This is a genomic window from Nocardia bovistercoris (assembly GCF_015674855.1).
Taxonomy (GTDB): Bacteria; Actinomycetota; Actinomycetes; order Mycobacteriales; family Mycobacteriaceae; genus Nocardia; species Nocardia bovistercoris.
The window spans coordinates 30,202-52,482 of the sequence record NZ_JADMLG010000004.1; the positions used below are offsets into that span (position 1 = coordinate 30,202).

Sequence of the window (22,281 nt, forward strand, 5' to 3'; positions counted from 1 at the left end):
CTCAGAGCGCGTACCGCTGCTTGACCTGCTTCGCGTTGACGTGTTCGACGAAGAAGGACAGCAGCGGCACGGTGCCCGCGATCAGGGTGCCGATGGTGCGGCCGATCGGCCAGCGGACCTTGACGGCGAGGTCGGCGGTGACCAGCAGGTAGGCGAAATACACCCAGCCGTGCACGACGGCGATCCAGCTCGGAGTGTGCGCGTCGAAGCCGTATTTGGCGATCATCTCGCCGGTCAGCAGCAGCAGCCACAGGCCGGTGAACCAGGCGAGCGCGCGATAGCGCAGCAGGGCGCCCGCGATCTTGGCGGGAGCGCCGGACTGGGTGGCGGCCGGGGCTGGGGAGACCGCGGTCTCGGTCGGGTTGTCGGCGCTCAACCGCCGCTCCTCTCGGTGTCGCGAGTGCTGTGGCTCGCCCGTCGGATCTGGTCGTCGATATCGTCCGCGTGCAGCGCCGCCAGGTATCTGTTGTATTCGTCCATGGCCGGATCGGTGTCGCGTGCCGCTTTCGGCCGTTGCGGCAGGATGCCTGCGGGGATCTCACGCGGCGCCGCGCCGTGCACCGGCCCGCGTGCGGTCGCGGGGTCGGATTCCTGTTCCCGCTCCAGCCGCACGAAGCGGAAGTAGGCGAAGATCGCGAATCCGGCGAACAGCGGCCATTGCAGCGCGTACCCCAGATTCTGCCCGGTTCCGCTCGCCGATTCGAAGCGCTCCCACTGCCACCAGCCGAGGCCGAGGCAGGCGATCGCGGCCACCGCGACCAGGGCGATCAGCGCCGGTCGATTGTGTGCCGGGCGGCGGGGGGATGCGGACACGACTACCACGGTACCCGTCTACTACGGCGGCCGTAGTAGCAGGTGGCCGCCTCAGAACGCGTAGGCGACCCCGGTCAGGCGCTCGGATTCCTCCCACAGCCTGCGCCACAGTTCGGTGTCGCGCGACAGGCCGGTCGACGGGGACGCCTGCACCGGTCCCTGGCTCTGCATCAGCCGGGTCGGGCCCCAGTAGGTCTCGGGGTCGGCGTCGGTGACGGTGGCGGCGAACAGGGAGGAGTGCGCGGCCTTGGCGGGGGCGTGGCCGATCAGCCGGATGAACGGTTTGCTGATCCGGTCGAGCGGGGTTTCGGTGCGGGCGAACAGGTCGGTGGCCGAGACGCCGGGGTGCACGCCGTAGGAGCGGGTGGCGGATCCGGCTTCGGCGAGCCTGCGCTGCAGCTCCCTGGCGAACATGAGGTTGGCCAGCTTCGCCTGCGCGTAGGCGAGGTTGCGCTGGTAGCGGCGGTTCTCGTAGTTCAGGTCATCGATCCACAGCTTCGGGGTCTGCTTGTGGGCGATGCTGGACACGGTGACCACCCGGTCGCGGACGCGGTCGAGCAGCAGTCCGGTGAGCGCGTAGTGCCCGAGGTGGTTGACGCCGAACTGGGTCTCGAAGCCGTCCTTGGTGCGGGAGAACGGAATGTTCATCAGGCCCGCGTTGTTGACGAGCACGTCGAATTCGGCGGTGTCCTCGGCGAATCGGCGGATCGAGGCGAGGTCGGCGAGGTCGAGCGCGGCGGTGCGGACGTCACCGGGGATGGTGGCGGCGACCTCCTTGGCCTTGGCCGCGTTGCGACAGGCCATGATCACGGTGGCGCCCTTGGCGGCCAGTACCTTGGTGGTCTCGGCGCCGATGCCGCCGTTCGCCCCGGTGATCACGAAGGTGCGCCCGGTCTGGTCCGGGATCTCTGCAGGTTTCCACGCCATGGGGGCAACCTTACTTCGCGGTAAGTTCGCTGGGAAGGCGCAGCGCCGGAATCATCTCGCACGATTCGAGTCTTGCGGGCCGACGCCGGTCGTCGCACTCGGATACCGTGAACATGTGACGATCGTGGGCAGGCAGTACGGCGGACGTGCCGTCGTCGAACGCAAAGCCGAGCGCAGGTCCCGTTTCCTCGAGGCCGCCACCCGGCTGTTCGCCGAACGCGGCTACACCGAATGCTCGCTCGCCGAAGTCTGCGCCGCGGCCGGACTGTCCAAGCGGCAGTTCTACGAGGAGTTCGAAACCAGGGAAGACGTGCTGGTCGCGGCCTACGACCGGGTCCAGGACGAGGCCGTCGCCGCCGTGGTCGCCGCACTCGGCGAACTCGACCCGCGCCTCGATCTCGACAGCGCCCTGCGCGCGATCGTCACCGCCTACGTCGGGTCCATTGGCAGCGACCCCTATCGCGCCAAACTCGCCTTCATCGAGGTCGTCGGCGTGAGCGAACGGATGGAGCGGCATCGCAGGGCGCGGCGGCACGCGTGGGGCGCGGTCATCGAGACCACCGTGGTGCCGATGGTTTCGCCGGGCGGTCGCGTGCGCGGTCTGCCCGGTATGGCCGCGAGCGCGCTCATCGGCGCTATCAACGGGCTCACCCAGGAATGGTTGCTCGCGCGGCCGCGTCCGCCCGTGGAGGCGCTGGTCGAGTTGCTGGTTCCGGTCGCGATCGCCTTGGTCGAAACCCCTTGATCTTGCCCGATTCGCGGAACTTGCCTACTGTTGTCGCTGTGACTGCCGGGTCGGCCTTGCGCCGCGCACAGACGGGTTCCCCGGCCGCCCGGTGACCCCGCGGCGGGCGAGAGCCCCGCCCCTCCCACGCTGAATTTCCTGATACCGCAAGGTTTTCCGGGACAGTGAAGGGAGGTGAAGATGTCCCACACGGAATTCTCCATCGAATCGTGGCGTCGTTTCGTCGGCGCGCACGCTGTCGGCGGCGTACTGGACGCGACCATCGTCGAGATCGTGCCATTCGGCGCGTTCCTCGAGGTCGCTCCCGGCGTGCACGGTCTGTGGCACCGCAGTGAATGGCGCGAAGATGCGCTCGATCCCGAGGTCGGCGCCGCCATGTCGGTGCGGATCCTCGCGATCGACGACGAGCGGCATCGAGTGAGTCTGGCCGCCGCGTGACGCGCGCGGCGTGAGCCGCGTATCGCACGGGTGACAGGGGTGTGCGGAGGCAGACTCCACCTGCCTCCGCACACTTCGCAAGCCTAGTCCTTGTGACCTCTTACTCGCGTACGTATATTCGTAGGCGAGTAAGGAGGTGTTCGTGGCGAAGAAGCGCAAGGTCGACAATCTGCTCGCCCTCGCGGTGCTCTCGGTGATGGTCGAGGGTCCGATGCACCGCTACGAGATCGCCGCCAAGCTGCGCGGTCGCGGCAAGGACCGCGACATGGCCATCAAATGGGGTTCGCTGTACACCGTCGTGCGGAACATGGAGAAGGCGGGCTTCCTCGAGATCATCGGCAGCGAGCGCGACGGTACACGCCCCGAACGCGTGATCTATCGGATCACCCCCGAGGGCCGCGCCGAATTCTCGGACTGGACAAGGGAATTGATCGCCACGCCGGAACCCGAGCTGGACCGCTTCACCGCCGGGCTCTCGGTGGTCGGCGCACTGCCGCCCGACGAGGTGATCGACGCGCTCGGCGTCCGCATCGCCGCGCTGGAGGCGACCGTGGCCGCGGGGAACGCGGAATTCGCGGCGATCAGGAGTACCGGTCTGCCCCGCCTGTTCCTCATCGAGACCGAATACGGGATGGCCCGCCTCGGCGCCGAACTCGACTGGGCGCGCTCCTGGCGCGCCGAACTGATCGACGGCACCTTCCCCGACCTGGAACTCTGGCGACGATTCCACGCCGACGGCGTCGATCCCGCCGAGGTTTTCGAGATGTTCGAAGGGGGGAGCGCACCCGAATCCGAATCGAAGCGGCCATCGGCCGACTGATCACGAGACAGGCCCGACGGTGGTGCGGCAACACCGCCGTCGGGCCCGATTTCCACCGTCTCGAACCGCGCCCGCGTACGCGCACCCGGCCACGAGGTTTGGCAACCACAGGATAACCGGGTGGCGTCGAGGGCGGTTCGGGGAATTCATCGAACCCTTGGGAGTTACCCCATGCCCGAAATCATTCGAAGCGCACTCGTCGTCGGCGGCGGCATCGCCGGTCCGGTCGCGGCCACCGCCCTGCTGAAAGCGGGCATCGACGCCCGCGTGTACGAGGCGTACCCGAGTTCGTCCGACACCATCGGCAGCGGTCTCGCGCTCGCGCCGAACGGCCTGGCCGCGCTCGACATCATCGGCGCGGGCGATCCGGTCCGCGACATCGCGATACCGGTCGCGAGTATGCGCATGTCGCTCGGCCACCGCACGCTGCCGGTGCCCGGCCTGCCGGATATGCCGCCCTTGCAGGTGGTGGACCGAGGTGAGTTGCATCGGACCCTGCACCGACACGCCGTCGCGGCGGGTGTCGAGTTCGAGTACGGCAAACGACTGGTCGACGTCGAGGAACACGAGTCGGGTGTCACCGCGCGCTTCGCGGATGGCGGCGTGGCCACCGCGGACGCGCTGATCGGCGCCGACGGCATCCGTTCGACCGTGCGCGGACTGATCGATCCGGCCGCGAAGGGCCCGGACTACACCGGGATGCTCGGCTTCGGCGCGCTCACCGAATGCGATATCGATGTCGAACCGTCCACCATGACCTTCGCGTTCGGCAAACGCGCCTACTACCTGTACTGGCGACACGACGACGGCCGGATCGCCTGGGGTGTCAACCTGCCGCACAAGCGGTATCTCTCGCTCACCGAGGCGCGCGCGATCCCGGCCGAGCACTGGTTGCGCACCATTCGCGAGGTCTACGGCGAGGACGATCCCGGCGGGGAACTCGCCAGGCGCACCACCGCCGAACAGTTGGAGGTGACCGGTGCGCTGCACATCATGCCGCCGGTGCGGCACTGGCATCGCGGGCGCATGGCGCTGGTCGGCGATTCGGTGCACGCACCGTCCAACAGTTCGGGACAGGGCGCTTCGCTGGCGATCGAGAGCGCCGTCGAGGTCGCGCGGTGCCTGCGCGACCTCGAACCCGCGGCGGCCTTCGCCGCTTACGAGGGGCTGCGCCGGGCGCGGGTGGAGGGTGTCGCGGCCCGCGCGGCGCGCATCAACCGGAGTAAGACGCCGGGGCCGGTGTTGCGCCGGGTGATGGGGCTGATGATGCCGCTGATGTCGCGCACGGTGCTCGATCCGGAGAAGACGATCGGACAGGAACAGCGCTACCGGATCGACTGGGACGCGCGGGTCGCGCGGCCGTCGATGGCGGCCTAGGCAAGGGCGCGGCCGGAGGGGGTGGCGGTGGTGCACCACCCCCTCGTTTCCGCTACCTCTCGGCATTTCCGCAGGTCGACAGGGTGCCCAAGGTGGGGATTCCTGCACCCTCGGAGGGTGGGTGGGCAGCACTGGGGGTGCTGTCGGGCGAGGCTCCCGAGAGGGAAAGTAAATGCATACCGAAAACCGAAGGACGATTTTCCAGAGGGAGCACCACATGAACACGACGGCCGAATCCACCATCCGCACCACCGCCCTCGCGCTGGTCGAGACCATCGATCCGGCCGCCGTCGCGGTCTCCACCGTCGACTGCGACCTCACCTACCGTGAGCTCGACGCGTGGTCGAACCGGCTGGCGCGGGTGCTGCTCGAACTCGGCGCGGGCCCCGGCGTCCGTATCGCCGTCGCCGTCGATCCCGCCATCGAGGCGGCCGTGACCCGGATGGCCATCGCCAAGACCGGCGCGGTCGAGGTCGACGGCGATCTGGCTCCCTTCGGCGTCGACCTCGGCGTCACCACCGAGGCGCGCCGCGCCGCGCTCTCCGATTCGGTGCGCTGGCTGGTGCTCGACGACCGCTCGACCCTGGTTCGCTACATGACCGGTTCGGACGCGCCGATCACCGACGCCGACCGGATGCCCGCCCGCCAGGCTTCCTGAGCGCTGCGCTTCCCCGAGTGCGGCGACCGACCCACCGACCGGGAATCGGCAGACGAAATTCGTCCGTCGATTCCCGGTTTTCGGCGGAATTTCCGGTCGTGATGTGCCCCCCGGCGGGATACACCCGCCACCACCTGAATCGCAGAGAGCGACGCGCCACCCCGGGATAGACTTCTCGACGGGAAGAAACATGCGCACGCTGGTCGAATCACCGCCGAAGACTCGTTCCCCTCGATCGAGTCGTTTCCCGCGGCCGACAGCGCGCCTGCCCCGTCTGGGTGCGGCGCGCGTTCCGTCTTGTCCTCTCTGCCCCGCCCGAGCCCGCAGGAATCATCTATGCCACAGCGATCTGCCTCGCCGGTTGCGTCGGACAGCCTCGCGCCCGCCGATGCCTTCCCCCTGTCCGCCGCCCAGCGCGGCATCTGGTTCGCCCAGCATTTCGCGGGCGCGACCCCGGTGTCCATCGCGCAGTACACCGAATTGGACGGTCCCGTAGACCTGGAGCTGCTTGCCTCGGCCTCGCGCCGGGCGGGCCGGGAATTCGGCACCGGATATCTGCGTTTGGTCGAGGTCGACGGATTCCCGTTCCAGGTGGTCGACCCGACGCTCGACGATTCGCTCACCGTCATCGACCTGCGCGCCGAACCCGATCCCGAGGCCGCGGCGCACGCCTGGATGCGCGCGGAGTACTCCGCGCCGCTGGATCTGCTGCGCGACCGCCTGGCCGCGGTGACGATGCTGCGCTTGGGCGAGCAGCGCTGGTTCTGGTATCAGCGCATCCACCACATCGTGCTCGACGGCTTCGGCGCGATGACCTTGTTGCAGCGCATCGCCGAGCTCTACAACGCCGAACTGGAAGGGCTGCCCGAACCGCCCGCCAAGGCCGACGACCTGCGCGCCATCGTGGCCGCCGACGCCGCCTACCGCGAGTCCGAGCGCTTCGCCGCCGACGGGCGGCACTGGCGCGAGCATCTGGCCGGGATGGCCGAACCGGTGAGTCTGGCCGGTCGCGCGGCGGGCGTCGACGCCCATCCGAGCCTGGTCGCGGGCGAACTGGCGCGCGACACCGGGCGGCTGCTCGAAGAACTTGCGGCGGCCGAGAATTCGAGTGTCGCGCCGGTCGTGGTCGCGGCGTTCGGCGCGTACCTGTCCGCGATGACCGGCGCGTCGGAGGTCACGCTGAGCCTGCCGGTGTCCGGGCGCACCACGGCCTCGCTGCGCCGCTCCGGCGGCATGGTGGCCAATGTGGTGCCGCTGCGATTGACCCTCGACCCCGGCGCCACCGTCGGGTCGCTGATCCGCGCCGCGCAGGGCGAACTGACCTCGGCGCTGCGCAGGCAGCGCTACCGGCAGGAGGACATCGTCCGCGACCTCGGTTGGGCCGTGGACGAGGCGGCCTCCTTCGGCCCGACCGTCAACCTGATGATGGTGGACACCAGGATCGCGCTGGGTCCGGTGGTGGGGCGCATGCACGTGCTCACCTCGGGACTGATCGAGGACCTGTTCCTCAACCTGTATCCGGGGGTGGGCGGCGAAAGCACCCACGTCGATTTCCAGGCCAACCCGAACCTCTACACCGACGCCGAACTCGCGGGCCAGCACCGGCGTTTCCTGAACTTCCTGCACCGCTTCCTCGCCGGGGGCGCCGCGGCGGCGCTGGCCGAGATCTCGGTGTTGTTCGAGGACGAGACCGAGCTGCTCGCGCCCGCGCGCGGCCTGCCCGACCTGCCGGTGCGCACCCTGCCCGCCATTCTCGCCGACGGTGCGGCGAAAGCGCCCGACGCGGTCGCCATCAGGGCGGGCGAGCGCGCCATGACCTACCGCGAGGTCGAGGAGTACACCGACCGGCTGGCCCGGTTGCTCATCGAGGGCGGCGCGGGACCCGAACGCGCGGTGGCGATCTCGATTCCCCGTTCGGTCGAATCGGTGCTCGCCATGTGGGCGGTCGCCAAGACGGGCGCGGCCTTCGTGCCCATCGATCCAGGCTATCCCGCCGATCGCATCGAGTACATGATCCGCGACAGCGCGGTGGTCGCGGGCATGACGGTGGCGAACGCGCTTGCGGCGCTGCCGGATTCGGTAGCTTGGACGGTTCTCGACGACGATGAGACCACCGCCGCGGTGGTCGCGCGCCCCGCTGTCCCGGTCACCGATGCGGACCGGATCTCGCCGCTGCGTCCCGACCACACCGCGTATCTGATCTACACCTCGGGTTCGACCGGGCTGCCCAAGGGCGTCATGGTCTCGCATCGGGGGCTGGCGAATCTGGTCGCCAATTCCGGCGCCGGATTCGGTGTCGACACCGAATCCGTAGTGGCGCACGCAGTTTCGCCGAGCTTCGACATCTCCATCGAGGAACTGCTCGTCGCCTTCGACGCGGGCGCGACGGTCGCGGTCGTGCCGCCGTCGGCCTACGCGGGCGAGGAATTGGCGGCGGTGCTGCGCGAGCACGGCGTCACGCATCTGAATGTCACACCGGCGGTGGTGAATTCGCTGGATCCCGCGACGCTGCCGCAGCTGCGCACCGTGGTCGTCGGCGGCGACGCGTGCCCGCCGGAACTGGTGACCAAATGGGCGGGCCGCAGGCTGCTCAACGGCTACGGTCCCACCGAGACCACGATCACGGTGACGTTGAGCGCGCCGCTGACCCCCGACGCGCCGGTCACCATCGGCGGCATCACCCGCGGCGTGCGCGCGGTGGTACTCGACCCGTGGCTGCGCCCGGTCGCCCCCGGCGCGGCCGGTGAACTGTATCTGGGCGGTCCCGCCGTCGCGCGCGGCTACCACCGCCGCAACGGCCTGACCGCGAGCCGCTTCGTGGCCGACCCGTACGCGCCCGGCGAGCGGCTCTACCGCACCGGCGACCTGGTGCGCTGGCGGCACACCGAGCACGGGCTGGAACTGGAGTACGCCGGTCGCGGCGATTTCCAGGTCAAGGTGCGCGGCTACCGCATCGAACTGGGCGAGATCGACGCGGCGCTGCAACGGCAGCCCGGCGTGGATTTCGCCCTCACGATCGGCGCGACGACGCCCGCGGGCGCGACCGCGCTTGTGGCGTACCTGCTCCCGGCGCCCGGCGCGGAACTCGTCCCCGAGCAGGTGAAAGCGGCTCTGGCCGAACATCTTCCGTCCTACATGGTGCCATCGGTGGTGATGGTGCTCGACCATCTGCCGCTGACCCCGGTCGGCAAGGTGGACCGGCGTGCGCTGCCCGCACCGGATTTCACCGCGCGCGTGACCGATCGGCGCGCGCCGTCGACCCCGCGCGAGGAGATACTCGCCGCGATCTTCGCCGAAGTGCTCGGCCTGGACGGGGTCGGCGTCGACGAGAACTTCTTCACCCTCGGCGGTGACAGCATCATCTCGATCCAGCTGGTCTCGCGCGCCCGCGCGGCGGGTCTGCACTTCACCGCCCGCGATGTCTTCGAGCGCAAGACCGTCGCGGCGCTCGCGGTCGCGGCCACCGACGCCGCCGAGACCGCCGTGGTCGAATTGCCCGGTGGCGGTGTCGGTCCGGTGCCGTTGACCCCGATCGTGCACGCCATGCTCGAGGGCGGCGACACCTGGCGGCGCTACAGCCAAGCGGTGCTGATCACGGTGCCCGCCGAGGTGGACGCCGCGTCGCTGACCGGCGCCGTCGCGGCGCTGCTGGAACGGCACGACATCCTGCGCGGTGTGTTGCGCGCGGGCGAGTCCGGGTGGGAATGGGTTGTCGGAGAGGCAGATTCGGTGGACGCCGGGTCGCTTGTCGAGGTGGTCACCGCGACCGGCGATGCCGAGGAGTTCGTCGAGACGCAATTGCAGAGGGCGGCCGACGCACTCGATCCAGGCGCGGGCGTGCTCGCGCGGTTCGTGCTGATCCGCCCGCGGGACGAGGACGCCCCGACCCTGCTGTGGGCGGTCCTGCACCACCTGGTCACCGACGGCGTATCCTGGCGCATCCTGCTGCCCGATCTGGCGACCGCCTGGTTCGGCGGCGCCCTCGATCCGGTCGGCACCTCGGTGCGTCGCTGGGCGCACGCGATCATCGAGCAGGCCCCGTCGCGGCGCGCGGAACTGCCTGTGTGGCAGCGGATGTTCGAGACCCCCGACCCGGCACTCGGCGCACGCCTCGCCGACCCGGCCCGCGACGTGGTCGCGACCATGGCGCAGGTCACGACGACCGTTCCCGCCGATGTCGCGACCGCCGTCCTCGACACCGCGCCCGCCCGATTCCATTGCGGCGCCGACGATGTCCTGCTCGCCGCGCTGACCATGGCCGTCGGCCGGTGGCGTGGCCGCGAGCGCGCGCTGTTCACGCTGGAAGGGCACGGCCGCGAGGAGTCGATCCTGCCCGGCGCCGATATCGCGCGCACGGTCGGCTGGTTCACCAGCGTGTACCCCGTCGCCATCGACCTGACCGGCGTCGATCTGGTCGACGCGTTCGAAGGCGGTCCCGCCGCGGGCGCCGCGGTGCGCGCCGCCAAGGAACAGCTGCGGGCGATTCCGGATCGCGGTGTCGGCTACGGCATGCTGCGCTATCTGGACGAGGAGGGCATGGCCGCGCTCGGCGCCGGGCCGACGCCGCAGATCAGCTTCAACTACCTGGGGCGCGCGCAGGGCGGCGCGGAACAGCCGTGGATGCCGCGCCGTTTCGCCTCGACGCAGGACGATCGCGCCCCGCTGCCCGCGGTGATCGACGTCAACGCCATCATGGGCGCGGACGGACTCGATATCACCTGGGCCTACGCCTCCCGGATCGTGGACGCCGACCAGGTCGGCGAGCTGGCGCGGGCGTGGGGCGAGGCGCTCGCGGCCATCGCCACGCACGTGGCGTCACCGGACGCGGGCGGTCACACCCCGTCGGATTTCCCGCTGACCAAGGTGACCCAGGAGCGGATCGACGCGTGGGAGCGCACCTATCCGGAACTGTCGCAGGTGTGGCCGCTCTCGCCGCTGCAGTACGGCCTGCTGTTCCACGCCTGGTACGACACCGACACCGCAGACGGCTACACCGTGCAGACCCGGCTCGACCTCGCGGGCCGTGTCGACGCCGAACGGCTGCGCCGCGCCGCCCAGACCCTGGTCGACCGGCACGCCAATCTGCGCGCCGCCTTCGTCGAGACCGAGGACGGTCCGCGCCAGCTGGTACTCGGCACGGCCGAAGTCCGTTGGCAGGAACTGGATCTGACCCGCATCGCGGACCCGAAGGAGCGCGCGGCCGAACTCGCTCGCCGCATCGCCGTCGACGCGAGCACGCGGTTCGACCTGACCCGCCCGCCGCTGCTGCGTTTCCTGCTGCTGCGTACCGGCGAGCAGACCTGCACCCTGCTGATGACCAACCACCACCTGATCCTGGACGGCTGGTCGACCCCGCTGCTGGTCCGGGAACTGCTGACCGTCTACATCGCGACCGGCGCGGGGGCCGCCGTCTCCGACGTGCTCGCGCCCGCACCCTCCTACGCCGCGTTCCTGGCCTGGTTGGCCGAACAGGATCGCGAGGCGGGCATCGCCGTGTGGCGGGAGGCGTTGGCGGGCATCGACACCCCGACCAGGGCGATCCCGAGTCTGGCCGACATCACCTCCTCCGAATCCGGCATGGTCTCGGTCGACCTGTCCGCCGATCTGATCGCCCGACTCGAGGCCACGACCCGCGCGGCGGGCGCGACGGTGAACACCGCCGTCCAGTCCGCCTGGGCGCTGCTGCTCGCCATGCTCACCGGCCGCCCCGACGTGGTGTTCGGCGGTACGGTCTCCGGCAGGCCGCCGCAGTTGGCGGGCGTCGAGGACATGGTCGGCCTCTTCATCAACACGCTGCCGGTGCGGGTGCGCCTGGAGCCCGCCGAACGGGTGCGGGATCTGTTGGCGCGCGTGCAATCCGAGCAGGCGCGGCTGCTCGACCATCAGCACGTCGGGCTCGCGGCGATCCACGAGGCCGTCGGGCTCGCCGAATTGTTCGACACCCTCACGGTTTTCGAGTCGTACCCGATCGACCGCGAGGCGCTGTCGCAGTCCATGGACATCGCGGGCATGCGCATCATCGACGTCGAAGGCACCGACGCGACGCCGTATCCGTTGAACCTCATGGTGATTCCGCTGCACGGGCTGCCCGGCGCAGGTGACACGCTGCGGATCACCATCAAATTCCTCAGCGATCACTTGGACGAGGCCGAGGCCGGACGGCTGCTCGAGCGGTTCGTGCTGCTGTTGACCCAGATCGCCGAACAGCCCGACGCGCTCGTCGCCCGGTTGCAGCACTGCGATCCCGTCGAACAGGCGCTGCTGCTGCCGGTGCGCGGCGTCGAATCGGTCGGACAGCGCACCCTGCCCGAGGTGCTCAGCGCGGGCGCGGCCATCGACCCGTCCGCCATCGCGGTCAGCGCGGGCGACGCCAGTATGACCTACGGCGAACTCGACGCCTGGTCGAACCGGTTCGCGCGGGTGCTGCTGCGCCGCGGCATCGGCGCCGAGGTGTTCGTCGTACTTGCCCTGACCCGGTCGGTGGAATCGGTGGTCGCGGTGTGGGCGCTGGCCAAGACCGGCGCGGCCTTCGCCCCGCTGGACCCGAACTACCCGGTGGAGCGCATCGAGCACATCCTCACCGACTCCAAGGCGCCGATCGGCGTGACGGTCCGGGCGACCGGCGAGACCCTGCCCGGCACCATCGACTGGCTGCTGCTCGACGACCTCAACACCATCCGCCGCGTGATGACCGTCTCCGACGCGCCTGTCACCGACGCCGAACGCGGTGGCGCGATCAGGATGGACCAGACCGCCTACCTCATCTACACCTCCGGTTCCACCGGCAAGCCGAAGGCCGTGCTGCTCAGCCATCGTGGCATCGCGAATCTGGTGACCGCACAACGGGAAACGCTCGACATCGACCCCTCGGCACGTGCGTTGCAGGTGGCTTCCCCGAGTTTCGACGCCTCGGTCTTCGAACTGCTCACCGCGCACGCCCAGGGCGCGCACCTCGTGCTGTCGCCCGCGCAGGTCTACGGCGGCGCCGAACTCGAAGCGCTGCTGCGCGAACAGCAGGTCACCCACGCCGTCATCACCCCGTCGGTGCTGGCCACCATGGATCCGACGAATCTGCCCGACCTGCGGGTGCTTTCGGTGGCGGGCGAGGCGGCGACGCCGGAGCTGACCGCGCAGTGGGCGGTGGGCCGCCGCATGGCGAACCTTTACGGGCCCACCGAATTCAGCATCTGGGCCACCGGGCCCGGCGAGCTGCGCCCCGGGGCGCCGATCACCATGGGCGGACCCATCCGCGGCGCGGCGGTCACGGTGCTCGACGGCTGGCTGCGGCCGGTTCCGGTCGGTGTCGAAGGCGAACTGTATCTGGCCGGTCCCGCGATCGCGCGCGGCTACTTCAACCGATTCGGCATGACCGCTTCGCGTTTCGTCGCCGACCCGTTCGGCGCGCCCGGCGAGCGCATGTACCGGACCGGCGATATGGTCCGCTGGGTCTACACCGACGGCGTCCTCGAACTGGAGTACCTGGGGCGCAGCGATTTCCAGGTCAAGATCCGCGGTCTGCGCATCGAACTCGGCGAGATCGACGCGGTGCTCGGCGCCGACGAGGACGTCGAGTACGCGGCGACCATCGGATGCCCCGGACCGGCTGGAGAGACCGTCCTGGTCTCCTATGTGGTGCCGACCCAGAAGTGGCGCGCCGCCACGAGCGCCGGTTACGACGCGGCTGCGGGTGCTGATACTGGCGCTGCTGCGAGCGCCGGTAACCACGCGACCGGGAGCGCGGCTATCGACGCGACTGTGAGTGCCGGTTCCGACGCGACCGCGAGCGTCGATGCTGACGCGATCGTGGGCGCTGGTAGCGGCACGGCTGCGAGCGCTGATACTGACGCGGCTGCGGGCGCCGGCACCGACACGACCGCGCGCGCTGCCGCCGAATTCGACACCGAACGGCTGCGGGTGCGGATCGCGGGCGCTCTGCCCGGCTACATGGTGCCCGCGTACCTGATCGCGCTGGACGACGTCCCGCTCACCCCGGTCGGCAAACTCGACCGTAAAGCGTTGCCGATCCCGGACTTCGAGCAATTCCAACGGCGGTATCTCGCTCCGCGCACCCCGGTGGAAGCCGCGGTGGCCGAGGTGTTCGCCGAGGTGCTCGACAGCGAGCGGGTCAGCATCGACCACTCCTTCTTCGAACTCGGCGGCAACTCGCTGAGCGCGACCAAGGTGGTGGCCAGGATCAACGCGGCCCTCGGCTCAACCATCGCATTGCGCGACCTGTTCGACGCGCCGACCGTGGCGCAGCTGGCGAGCCGCATCGTGCCCGCGGGCGAAGGGCAGCGCGCCCGCTTCGAATTGGCCAGGCGCATCCGCCCGGACCGGGTGCCGCTCTCGCCCGCGCAGCAGCGCATGTGGGTGCTCAACCAGCTCGAACCGCTCTCGCCCGCCTACAACATCGCGGTCGCGCTGCGGTTGACCGGCGACCTCGACGCCGAGGCCATGCGCCTGGCGCTTGCCGACGTGGTCGACCGGCACGAGAGCCTGCGCACCATGTACCCCGCCGACGCGGAAGGCCCGCGTCAGGTGGTGGTCGCGGCCGAGATCGCCGCGCCGCGGCTGCTGCCCGTCGAGGTCGCCGACGCCGCCGAGTTGCGCGAACGCATCGCCGAATCGGCCGGTGTCGGTTTCGACCTCGGCACCGAATCCCCGTTGCGGGTCGGGCTGTTCCGGCTGCATACCCGTGGCGCGCATGATGGGCGCGGCGCCGGTCACTGGCACGGCGCAGCCGACGGCGCTCCTCCGGTGCACGTGGTGTTGCTCGTGGTGCACCACATCAGCGCCGACGGCGCGTCGATGGCCCCACTGGCCACCGACCTCATGACGGCCTACGCGGCCCGCGCCAACGGCGTCGCGGCCGAATTCGTGCCGCTGCCGGTGCAATACGCGGACTTCGCGCTGTGGCACCGCGAACTGCTCGGCGACGAATCCGATCCGGAGTCGTTGGCCGCGCACCAGATCGAGTTCTGGACCGGCTCCCTGACCGGCGCACCCGACCTGCTCGAACTGCCCACCGACCGGCCGCGCCCGGCCGTGCAGTCCCTGCGCAGCGCCGACCTGGCGTTCACTGTCGACCCGGCCTTGCATCGCGGCGTCACCGAACTGGCCGCGGGCGCCGAAGTCAGCCTGTTCATGGTCGTGCACGCCGCGCTCGCGGTGCTGCTGGCCCGGCTCGGCGGCACCGACGACGTGGTGGTCGGCACGGCGGTGGCGGGTCGCGGCGAGTCCGCGCTCGACGGCATGGTCGGCATGTTCGTGAACACGCTTGCCCTGCGCACGCCGGTCGACCCGAATCTCGGCTTCCGCGACTTCCTCGGCCGGGTGCGCGCGAGCGACCTCGACGCGTTCGCCAACGCCGACGTGCCGTTCGAGCGCCTGGTCCAGGTGCTGAATCCGGCCCGCTCGACCGCGCACCACCCGGTGTTCCAGGTGTCGCTGTCGTTGCAGAACTTCGTCGAACCGGTGCTCGAACTGCCCGGCCTGCGTATCGAGGTGCATGACCTCGACCGCGACGCCGCGCAGTTCGACCTGTCGCTCGACCTGCGCGAACGGATCTCCGAATCCGGGCAGGACGGCATCGAGGGCGTCCTCACCTATGCCACCGACCTGTTCGACGCCGACACCGTCGCCGTGCTGGCCCAGCGCTGGCAGCGCGTGCTCGCCGCGGTGGTCGCCGATCCCGACGTGACCATCGCCGATATCGACATCCTCGACCGGGCCGAACGCGCGTCGCTGGTGCCGGTGCGCGGCCCGCGCGGCATCGGGACGGTGCCGCTGCCGTGGCTGCTCGCGGAATCGGCGACGGCCCATCCCGATCGCCCCGCCATGGTGGTCGACGGCATCACCACGACCTACCGCGAACTCGACGGCTGGTCCAATCGCCTTGCCCGCGTGCTGATCGCGGCGGGCGCGGGTCCGGAGACCGTGGTCGCGCTCGGCCTCACGCGCGGTGCGGCGCTGCTGTCCGGCGTCTGGGCGGCGGCCAAGGCAGGTGCGGCCTTCCTGCCCGTCGATCCGAAGTACCCGATCGACCGCATCGAGCACATGCTCTCGGATTCCGGTGCGGCACTCGGGCTCACGGTGTCCACGCACCGCGCGGCGCTGCCCGACGACACGCGCTGGATCGTCCTCGACGATCCCGAATTCGTCGAGGACCTGCGGACCGTCGACCCGCGCCCGGTGTGCTCGACCGACCTGCGCGCCCCCATCCGGCCCGACCACCCGGCCTGGATGATCTACACCTCCGGATCCACCGGAACGCCGAAGGGCGTATCGGTCACCCATCGCGGTCTGGCCGATCTGGTCGCGGCGCAACAGGAGTCGCTGCGGCTGGATCACGAGTCGCGGGTACTCCAGGTCGCCTCACCGAGTTTCGACGCCTCGATCTTCGAGGCGATCATGGCCTTCGGTTCCGGTGGCGCGGCCGTCGTTGCGCCGCCGGAGGTCTTCGGCGGCGACGCGCTGGCCGAACTTCTCGCGACCGAGCGGGTGACGCACATGGTCATCACGCCGTCTGCGCTGGCCACCGTCGACCCCGACCGGGTGTCGAGTGTGCGGGTGCTTGCCGTGGCGGGCGAGGCGGTCGGCGCGGAACTGGTGCAGCGCTGGTCCGTCGGGCGGACCATGGTCAACCTGTACGGACCCACCGAATTCACCATCTGGGCAACGGGTTCGGCGCCGCTGCGGGCGAACGAGCCGGTGACCATCGGCAATCCGATTCGCGGCGCGGCGGTGCTGGTACTCGACGAGCGGCTGCGTCCGGTGCCGGTCGGGGTCGCGGGGGAACTGTATCTGTGCGGTCCGGCGCTGGCGCGCGGCTACCACGCGCGTCCCGACCTGAACGCCACCCGTTTCGTCGCCGACCCCTACGGCAAGCCGGGGGAGCGGATGTACCGCACCGGCGACCTGGTGCGTTGGGTGCGCGGCGGCAGCGTCGCCGAGATGCGTATCGAATACATCGGCCGCACCGACTTCCAGGTCAAGGTGCGCGGTCAGCGCATCGAACTCGGCGAGATCGACGCCGTGCTCGGCCGCGCGGACGGCGTGGAATTCGCGGTGACCCTCGGCGTTCGCGGGCCTGCGGGCTCGACGGCGCTGGCCGCCTACGTGGTGCGCGAACCCGGCGTCGACCTCGATGTCGCCGCGCTGCGCGCGCACGCCGCCGAGCAGTTGCCCGGGTACATGGTGCCCGCCGCGATCACGGTCATGGACTCGATCCCGCTCACCGCAGTCGGCAAACTCGACCGAAAAGCGTTGCCGGAGCCGGTGTTCGCCGACGAGGAGACCGAATACGTCGCGCCGGCGACCGCCACCGAACGCGCACTCGCCGACGCCTTCGCCGAACTGCTCGGGCGCGACCGGGTCGGCGCCCGCGATTCCTTCTTCGCGCTCGGCGGCGACAGCATCCTGGCGATCCAGCTCGTTTCGCGGGCGAAGTCGGCGGGTGTCACGATCACCCCGTTGCAGGTGTTCGAACACCGCACGGTCGCGGCGCTGGCCGAGGCCGCCGACACCGCGGGTGCGGCGCTGGTTCTGGAGGAACTGCCCGGCGGCGGGGTCGGCACGATGCCGCTGCCGCCGATCGTGCGGTACATGCTCGAACGCGGCGGCGACTACGACCGTTTCGCGCAGACCGCCGTGTTGGAACTGCCGATCGGCATCGACCGCGACCAACTCGTCGCCACCATCGCCGCCGTGGTCGACCGCCACGACATGCTGCGCTCGCGTTTGCATCGCGACGCCGACGGCGAGTACCGACTCGAGGTCGGTGCGCCGGGCTCGGTCGAGGTGTCGCGGCTGATCCGCAGGGTCGAGTTCGCGGCCGACGCCGACTCCGTCGACCTGCGCGAATTCGCCATCACCGAACTGGACGCGGCGATGAACCAGTTGCGTCCGTCCCAGGGGTTCGTGCTGCGCTTCATCTGGCTCGACCCGGTCGGTGACGCCGGATCCCGCAGTCGCGCGGGTCGCCTGATCGTGGTCGCGCACCACCTGGTTGTCGACGGCGTGTCCTGGCGCATCCTGGTGCCCGACCTGATGGCCGCGTGGGCGCAGGTGTCCACGGGGGCGACGCCGGTGCTGGCCGAGGTCGGCACCTCGGTGCGGCGCTGGTCGCACGCGCTGGCCGAGGCGGCGCACGCGAGCGCGCGGGTCGCCGAACTCGACCATTGGCGCGAGGTCGTCGCCGAACCCGATCCCGGTTTCGGCACGAGGGAACTCGATCCGGCCATCGACCTGTCCGGCACGGTCCGCCAGGTCGAGGTCGAGGTGCCGAGCGAGGTCACCTCCGCGCTGCTCACCACCCTGCCCGCCCTGTTCCACGGCGGCGTCGAGGACACCCTGCTGGCCTGCCTGGCGCGGGCGGTGCGCACTTGGCGACCCGCGCGCACCGGTGACCTGCTCGTCAGGATGGAAGGCCACGGCCGTCAACAGGAGATCGTGCCCGGCGCCGACCTCTCCCGCACCGTCGGCTGGTTCACCAGCATCTACCCGGTGCGAGTCCCGCACGGCGACGGCTTCGGCGACGCGATCCGGGCGGCCAAGCACGCCCTGCTCGCGGTGCCGGACAAGGGCATCGGCTTCGGACTGCTGCGCTACTTGAACGAGGACAGCGCACGGTCGCTGCCGCCGGGGCTGCCCGGCCGGATCGCGTTCAACTACCTCGGCCGCTATTCGACGGGCGACATCCCCGCCGGACTCGAAGGTCTCGGCTGGCTGCCGACCGACGAACTCGGCGACCTGCCCGCCACCGAATACCCGGACGTGCCGGTCCAAGTCGAGATCGACGTGAACGCGGTGGTCGTCGGCGACCGGTTGGAGGCGAGTTTCGGCTACCCCGAAACCCTGTTCGACCGCGCCGATGTCGCGGAACTGGCCCGGTTGTGGGTCGAAACACTCACCGCTGCTACTGCTTTCGCCGATTCGCCGGAAGCCGCCGCGGCGGCCGCCGAGGAGGAACGCGCGATGGCCGAGGCGCTCGCGGTCCGCGCGGCCGAAACCGGCTCTGCCGCTGGCGGACTCGGGCTCGACGTGCTGCTGCCGATCCGCGCCGACGGCGCCGAGCCCGCGCTGTTCTGCGTGCACCCGTCCTCCGGAATGTCCTGGACCTACCTTGGATTGGCGGAGTCGCTGGCGCCGGGACGACCGATCTACGGTCTCCAGGCGCCCGACCTGAGCGGACGCGAACCCTCGGCGCGCAGCATCGAGGAATTCGCCGACCGCTACGTGCGCGAAATCCTCGCCGTCCAGCCGGACGGGCCGTACCACCTGCTCGGCTGGTCCTTCGGCGGTCTCATCGCACACGCCGTCGCGACCCGGCTCACGGAGGCGGGACACGAGGTCGGCCTGCTTGCCCTGCTCGACGCCGACACCGCCGACATCGACGGCGAAAGCATCGAGAAACTCACCGCGGGCGCCTTCATCAGCACCTTCGGCGCGGTATTCGGCATCGAGGACGTACCAGCCGAGGCCACCGCGCAGGAGGCCGCCGATCTGATCGCCGAGCGGATGGGCGCGGCGCTGGTCGACGCGGACACCCTGGAGCGGATGGCGGGCTCCTACAACGCCTCCGCGCGTACCAGAACCGGGTACGTACGGCCCGTGTACCACGGTGACGTGCTGTATGTCAGTGCCACCGTGGACAGTTCGGACATCTTCGGACCGCGGGGCTGGCGACCCTACGTCACCGGGGAGATCACCAATGTCGACGTCGAGGTCACCCACGACGAACTGACCGCACCGCACGTACTGCCGATCATCGCGCGTGCGGTTGACGACCATTTGACGGCGCGGAGCGACCGCCCGACACAGGAGGCAAAGCAGTGAGCGCTGAGACCGGAGTAGTGGTGGAGGGTGTCGAGAAATCCTTCGGCGACGTCCACGCCTTGCGCGGGGTGAATTTCGTCGCCGCGCAGGGGGAGGTGCTCGGCATTCTCGGCCCCAACGGCGCGGGCAAGACCACCACCGTGAACATTCTGTCCACCCTGATCCCGCCGGACAAGGGCCGGGCCGTGGTCGCGGGCCACGACGTGGTCGCCGATCCGGCCGCGGTGCGCCGCGCGATCATGTTGACCGGACAGTTCGCCGCCCTCGACGACATGCTCACCGGCTTCGAGAATCTGGTGATGTTCGGCAGGCTGATGGGGTTGCGCAAGCGCGCCGCCCGTGCGCGCGCCGACGAACTGCTCGCCGAATTCGACCTGACCCGCGCCGCGGGCCGCCGGGTCGGCACCTACTCCGGCGGCATGCGCAGGCGCATCGACATCGCCTGCGGACTCGTGGTCCGTCCCGATGTCGTGTTCCTGGACGAACCGACAACCGGACTCGACCCGCGCAGCAGGCAGGGCGTCTGGGACCTGGTCTCCGGCTTCCGCAAACACGGCATCACCACCCTGCTGACCACGCAGTACCTCGAGGAAGCCGACGCACTGTGCGATCGGATCATCGTCATCGACCACGGCGTCGTGATCGCCGAGGGCACCGCCGACGAACTGAAGGCGCGCACCGGCGGCAGCTACTGCGAAGTCGTGCCGGTGCGCCTCGAGGAGCTGCCCGCCATCGTCACCGCGCTCGGCACGCTGCTGCCCGAGGACAACAAGGCCGCGCTCACCCCCGACTCCGATCGCATCGCCATTCCGGCCCCCGATGGCGCCAAAACCCTCGCCGAGGTGCTGCGCCGACTCGACGCGGCGGGCCTGGAATTGGTGGACATCGCCCTGCGCCGCCCCTCCCTGGACGACGTATTCCTCCAGTTGACCGGACATCTCGCCGAATCCCCGAACGCCGAAGAGGAGGTCGCATGAGTACCGGCGCCTGGCTCGCCGAGGTCCGCGCCGCCCCGGTCCGCGCCCAGCAGTGGTGGGTGCTGACCTCGCGGCTGGTGACGCCCGCGGTCAAATCCGGTGAGGTGCTGACCTCGGTCTTCGCGCCCGCCGCCTTCACGGCCAGCTTCTACATCCCGCTCAAGACCGTGATGATGTTCTCCGGCAACGGATTCAGTAGCTACGCGCAGTACATGATGCCCATCGTGATCATGCAGGCGGCCGCGTTCACCGCCATCGGCGCCGCGTTCCGCTCGGCCACCGACGCGGTCGCCGGACTCGACCGCCGCTTCGGTTCCATGCCGATCGGGTCGCTGGTTCCGGTGGTCGCGCGCATGTCCGGCAATGTGTTCCGCCTCGCCATCGCCATGACGGCGGCGCTGATCTGCGGGCACATCATCGGATTCCGCTTCTGCCTCGACACCGCGCACACCATCGGATTCCTGGCGTTCAGCATGCTCATCGGCATCACGCTGACCCTCGGCGCCGATGTCATCGGCACGGTGTCCAAGAGTCCCGAGGCGACCACCCAAGCCCTGGTGCTGCCGCCGCTCATCTTCGGCATGCTGTCCACCGGACTCGCGCCCGCGAGCCAATTCCCGGAGTGGGTCCAACCTTTCGTCCGCAACCAGCCCATCTCCCAATGGGTGATCGCGTTGCGCGCGCTGGCGGGGGACACCAAAGGCAATGCGGGTGAGGTGAGTTGGTCGCTCATGGGTCCGCCGCTGCTGTGGGCGTTCGGAATTCTGCTGGTCTGCGCGCCGCTGGCGGTGCGGCTGAGCTCTAGGAAGGCATGATGACGGTACTGTCGAACACTTCCGCGACCCCCGTGCGCGCCGCGTACTCCGAATCCGCGCCCGTCGCGCTCGTACGGCACACCGCCGTGCAGACCCAGCGCCTGCTGCTGCGCTGGTCGCGCAATCCGGTGGCGCTGCTGGAAACCCTGATCATCCCGTGCCTGCTGCTGTTCATGCTCGACATCGTGATCGGCAGCCAGATCGAGAAGTTCGTCGGCAGCAACGCCCTCTACGGCTCGGTGCCGATGGTGGCGATCATCGGCGCGCTGTCGGGCGCGGTCGCGGGCGGGGTCATGCTCGGCCGCGAACGCGACGCGGGCCTGCTCGCCCGATTCTGGGTGCTGCCCGTGCACCGGGCTTCCGGCCTGCTCTCGCGCATCCTCGCCGAGGGCTTCCGCATCCTGCTCGGCACCCTCGCCGTCGTATTCGTCGGCTACCTGCTCGGATTCCGCTTCCAACAGGGTTTCGCCGCGGCCGTGCTGTTCATCGCGATCCCGGTCTTCTTCGGACTCGCGTTCGCGACCATGGTGACCGCCATCGCGGTGTTCTCGGCGAAAGCCACACTGGTGGAAGGCGTGATGATCCTGAGTTCGCTGCTGATGTTCTTCAGCACCGGATTCGTCCCGCTGGCCGCCTATCCGGAATGGATCCAACCCGTGGTGCGCAACCAGCCGCTTTCGGTGGCGGTCGACGCCATGAAGGCGCTGTCGCTGGGTGGCCCGCTCGCGCATCCGCTGCGGATGACCGCGCTGTGGTCGGCGGGCGCGATCGTGGTGTTCGCGGTGCCCGCGGTGATCGGATACCGCAGGGCGAGTCGCCGCTGAGGGGTGTCAGGTCCGGGAATCGGTCGGCGGTCCGGCCGATTCCCGGATGTG

At 70.0% G+C, this 22,281-nt stretch carries 12 protein-coding genes; 9 read left to right on the forward strand and 3 right to left on the reverse strand.

All coding sequences use genetic code 11. The features are described 5' to 3' along the window. Nucleotide 1 precedes the first annotated feature (1 nt). From IT779_RS11245 to IT779_RS11255, 3 genes are read right to left on the reverse strand one after another with little or no spacing between them, the layout of a single operon-like run. On the reverse strand, nucleotides 2-376 hold the full coding sequence (locus IT779_RS11245; protein WP_196149217.1) for a DUF3817 domain-containing protein: 375 nt from the start codon (nucleotides 374-376) through the stop codon (nucleotides 2-4). Beyond that, the gene (locus IT779_RS11250; protein WP_408637747.1) at nucleotides 373-813 is read right to left on the reverse strand and encodes an SURF1 family protein; all 441 of its coding nucleotides are present in this window, start codon (nucleotides 811-813) and stop codon (nucleotides 373-375) included. The genes IT779_RS11245 and IT779_RS11250 overlap by 4 nt, the downstream gene beginning before the upstream one ends. Before the next feature lie 51 nt (nucleotides 814-864). Next, nucleotides 865-1,740, reverse strand: a complete 876-nt coding sequence (locus tag IT779_RS11255; protein WP_196149219.1) for an oxidoreductase — start codon at nucleotides 1,738-1,740, stop codon at nucleotides 865-867. A gap of 115 nt (nucleotides 1,741-1,855) precedes the next feature. On the opposite strand from IT779_RS11255, the gene IT779_RS11260 reads away from it, so the two are divergent. From IT779_RS11260 to IT779_RS11305, 9 genes are all read left to right on the forward strand, one after another. Further along, nucleotides 1,856-2,485: a TetR/AcrR family transcriptional regulator gene (locus tag IT779_RS11260; protein WP_332838753.1), complete on the forward strand. Its 630-nt coding sequence runs from the start codon at nucleotides 1,856-1,858 to the stop codon at nucleotides 2,483-2,485. Nucleotides 2,486-2,665: 180 nt separating this feature from the next. Continuing rightward, nucleotides 2,666-2,923 carry a S1 RNA-binding domain-containing protein gene (locus tag IT779_RS11265; protein WP_198428409.1) on the forward strand — a complete coding sequence of 86 codons (258 nt, stop codon included), beginning with the start codon at nucleotides 2,666-2,668 and terminating at the stop codon, nucleotides 2,921-2,923. 142 nt (nucleotides 2,924-3,065) lie between these two features. Next, nucleotides 3,066-3,743 carry a PadR family transcriptional regulator gene (locus IT779_RS11270; RefSeq protein ID WP_196149221.1) on the forward strand — a complete coding sequence of 226 codons (678 nt, stop codon included), beginning with the start codon at nucleotides 3,066-3,068 and terminating at the stop codon, nucleotides 3,741-3,743. A gap of 171 nt (nucleotides 3,744-3,914) precedes the next feature. Further along, on the forward strand, nucleotides 3,915-5,120 hold the full coding sequence (locus tag IT779_RS11275; protein ID WP_196149222.1) for an FAD-dependent oxidoreductase: 1,206 nt from the start codon (nucleotides 3,915-3,917) through the stop codon (nucleotides 5,118-5,120). Between the two features lie 217 nt (nucleotides 5,121-5,337). Beyond that, nucleotides 5,338-5,778 carry an AMP-binding protein gene (locus tag IT779_RS11280; RefSeq protein WP_196149223.1) on the forward strand — a complete coding sequence of 147 codons (441 nt, stop codon included), beginning with the start codon at nucleotides 5,338-5,340 and terminating at the stop codon, nucleotides 5,776-5,778. A gap of 336 nt (nucleotides 5,779-6,114) precedes the next feature. After that, nucleotides 6,115-19,614, forward strand: coding sequence for a non-ribosomal peptide synthetase (locus tag IT779_RS37650; RefSeq protein ID WP_232541660.1), 13,500 nt, complete (start codon nucleotides 6,115-6,117; stop codon nucleotides 19,612-19,614). After that, complete coding sequence (locus tag IT779_RS11295) at nucleotides 19,611-20,591, forward strand: ATP-binding cassette domain-containing protein (RefSeq protein ID WP_196149224.1); 981 nt, start codon at nucleotides 19,611-19,613, stop codon at nucleotides 20,589-20,591. Before IT779_RS37650 ends, IT779_RS11295 begins: the two co-directional genes overlap by 4 nt. Further along, entirely contained in the window at nucleotides 20,588-21,406 is an 819-nt protein-coding gene (locus tag IT779_RS11300) for an ABC-2 transporter permease (protein ID WP_196149225.1), read from the forward strand. Before IT779_RS11295 ends, IT779_RS11300 begins: the two co-directional genes overlap by 4 nt. Further along, the gene (locus IT779_RS11305) at nucleotides 21,406-22,230 is read left to right on the forward strand and encodes an ABC transporter permease (protein WP_196149226.1); all 825 of its coding nucleotides are present in this window, start codon (nucleotides 21,406-21,408) and stop codon (nucleotides 22,228-22,230) included. The genes IT779_RS11300 and IT779_RS11305 overlap by 1 nt, the downstream gene beginning before the upstream one ends. Nucleotides 22,231-22,281 lie beyond the last annotated feature (51 nt).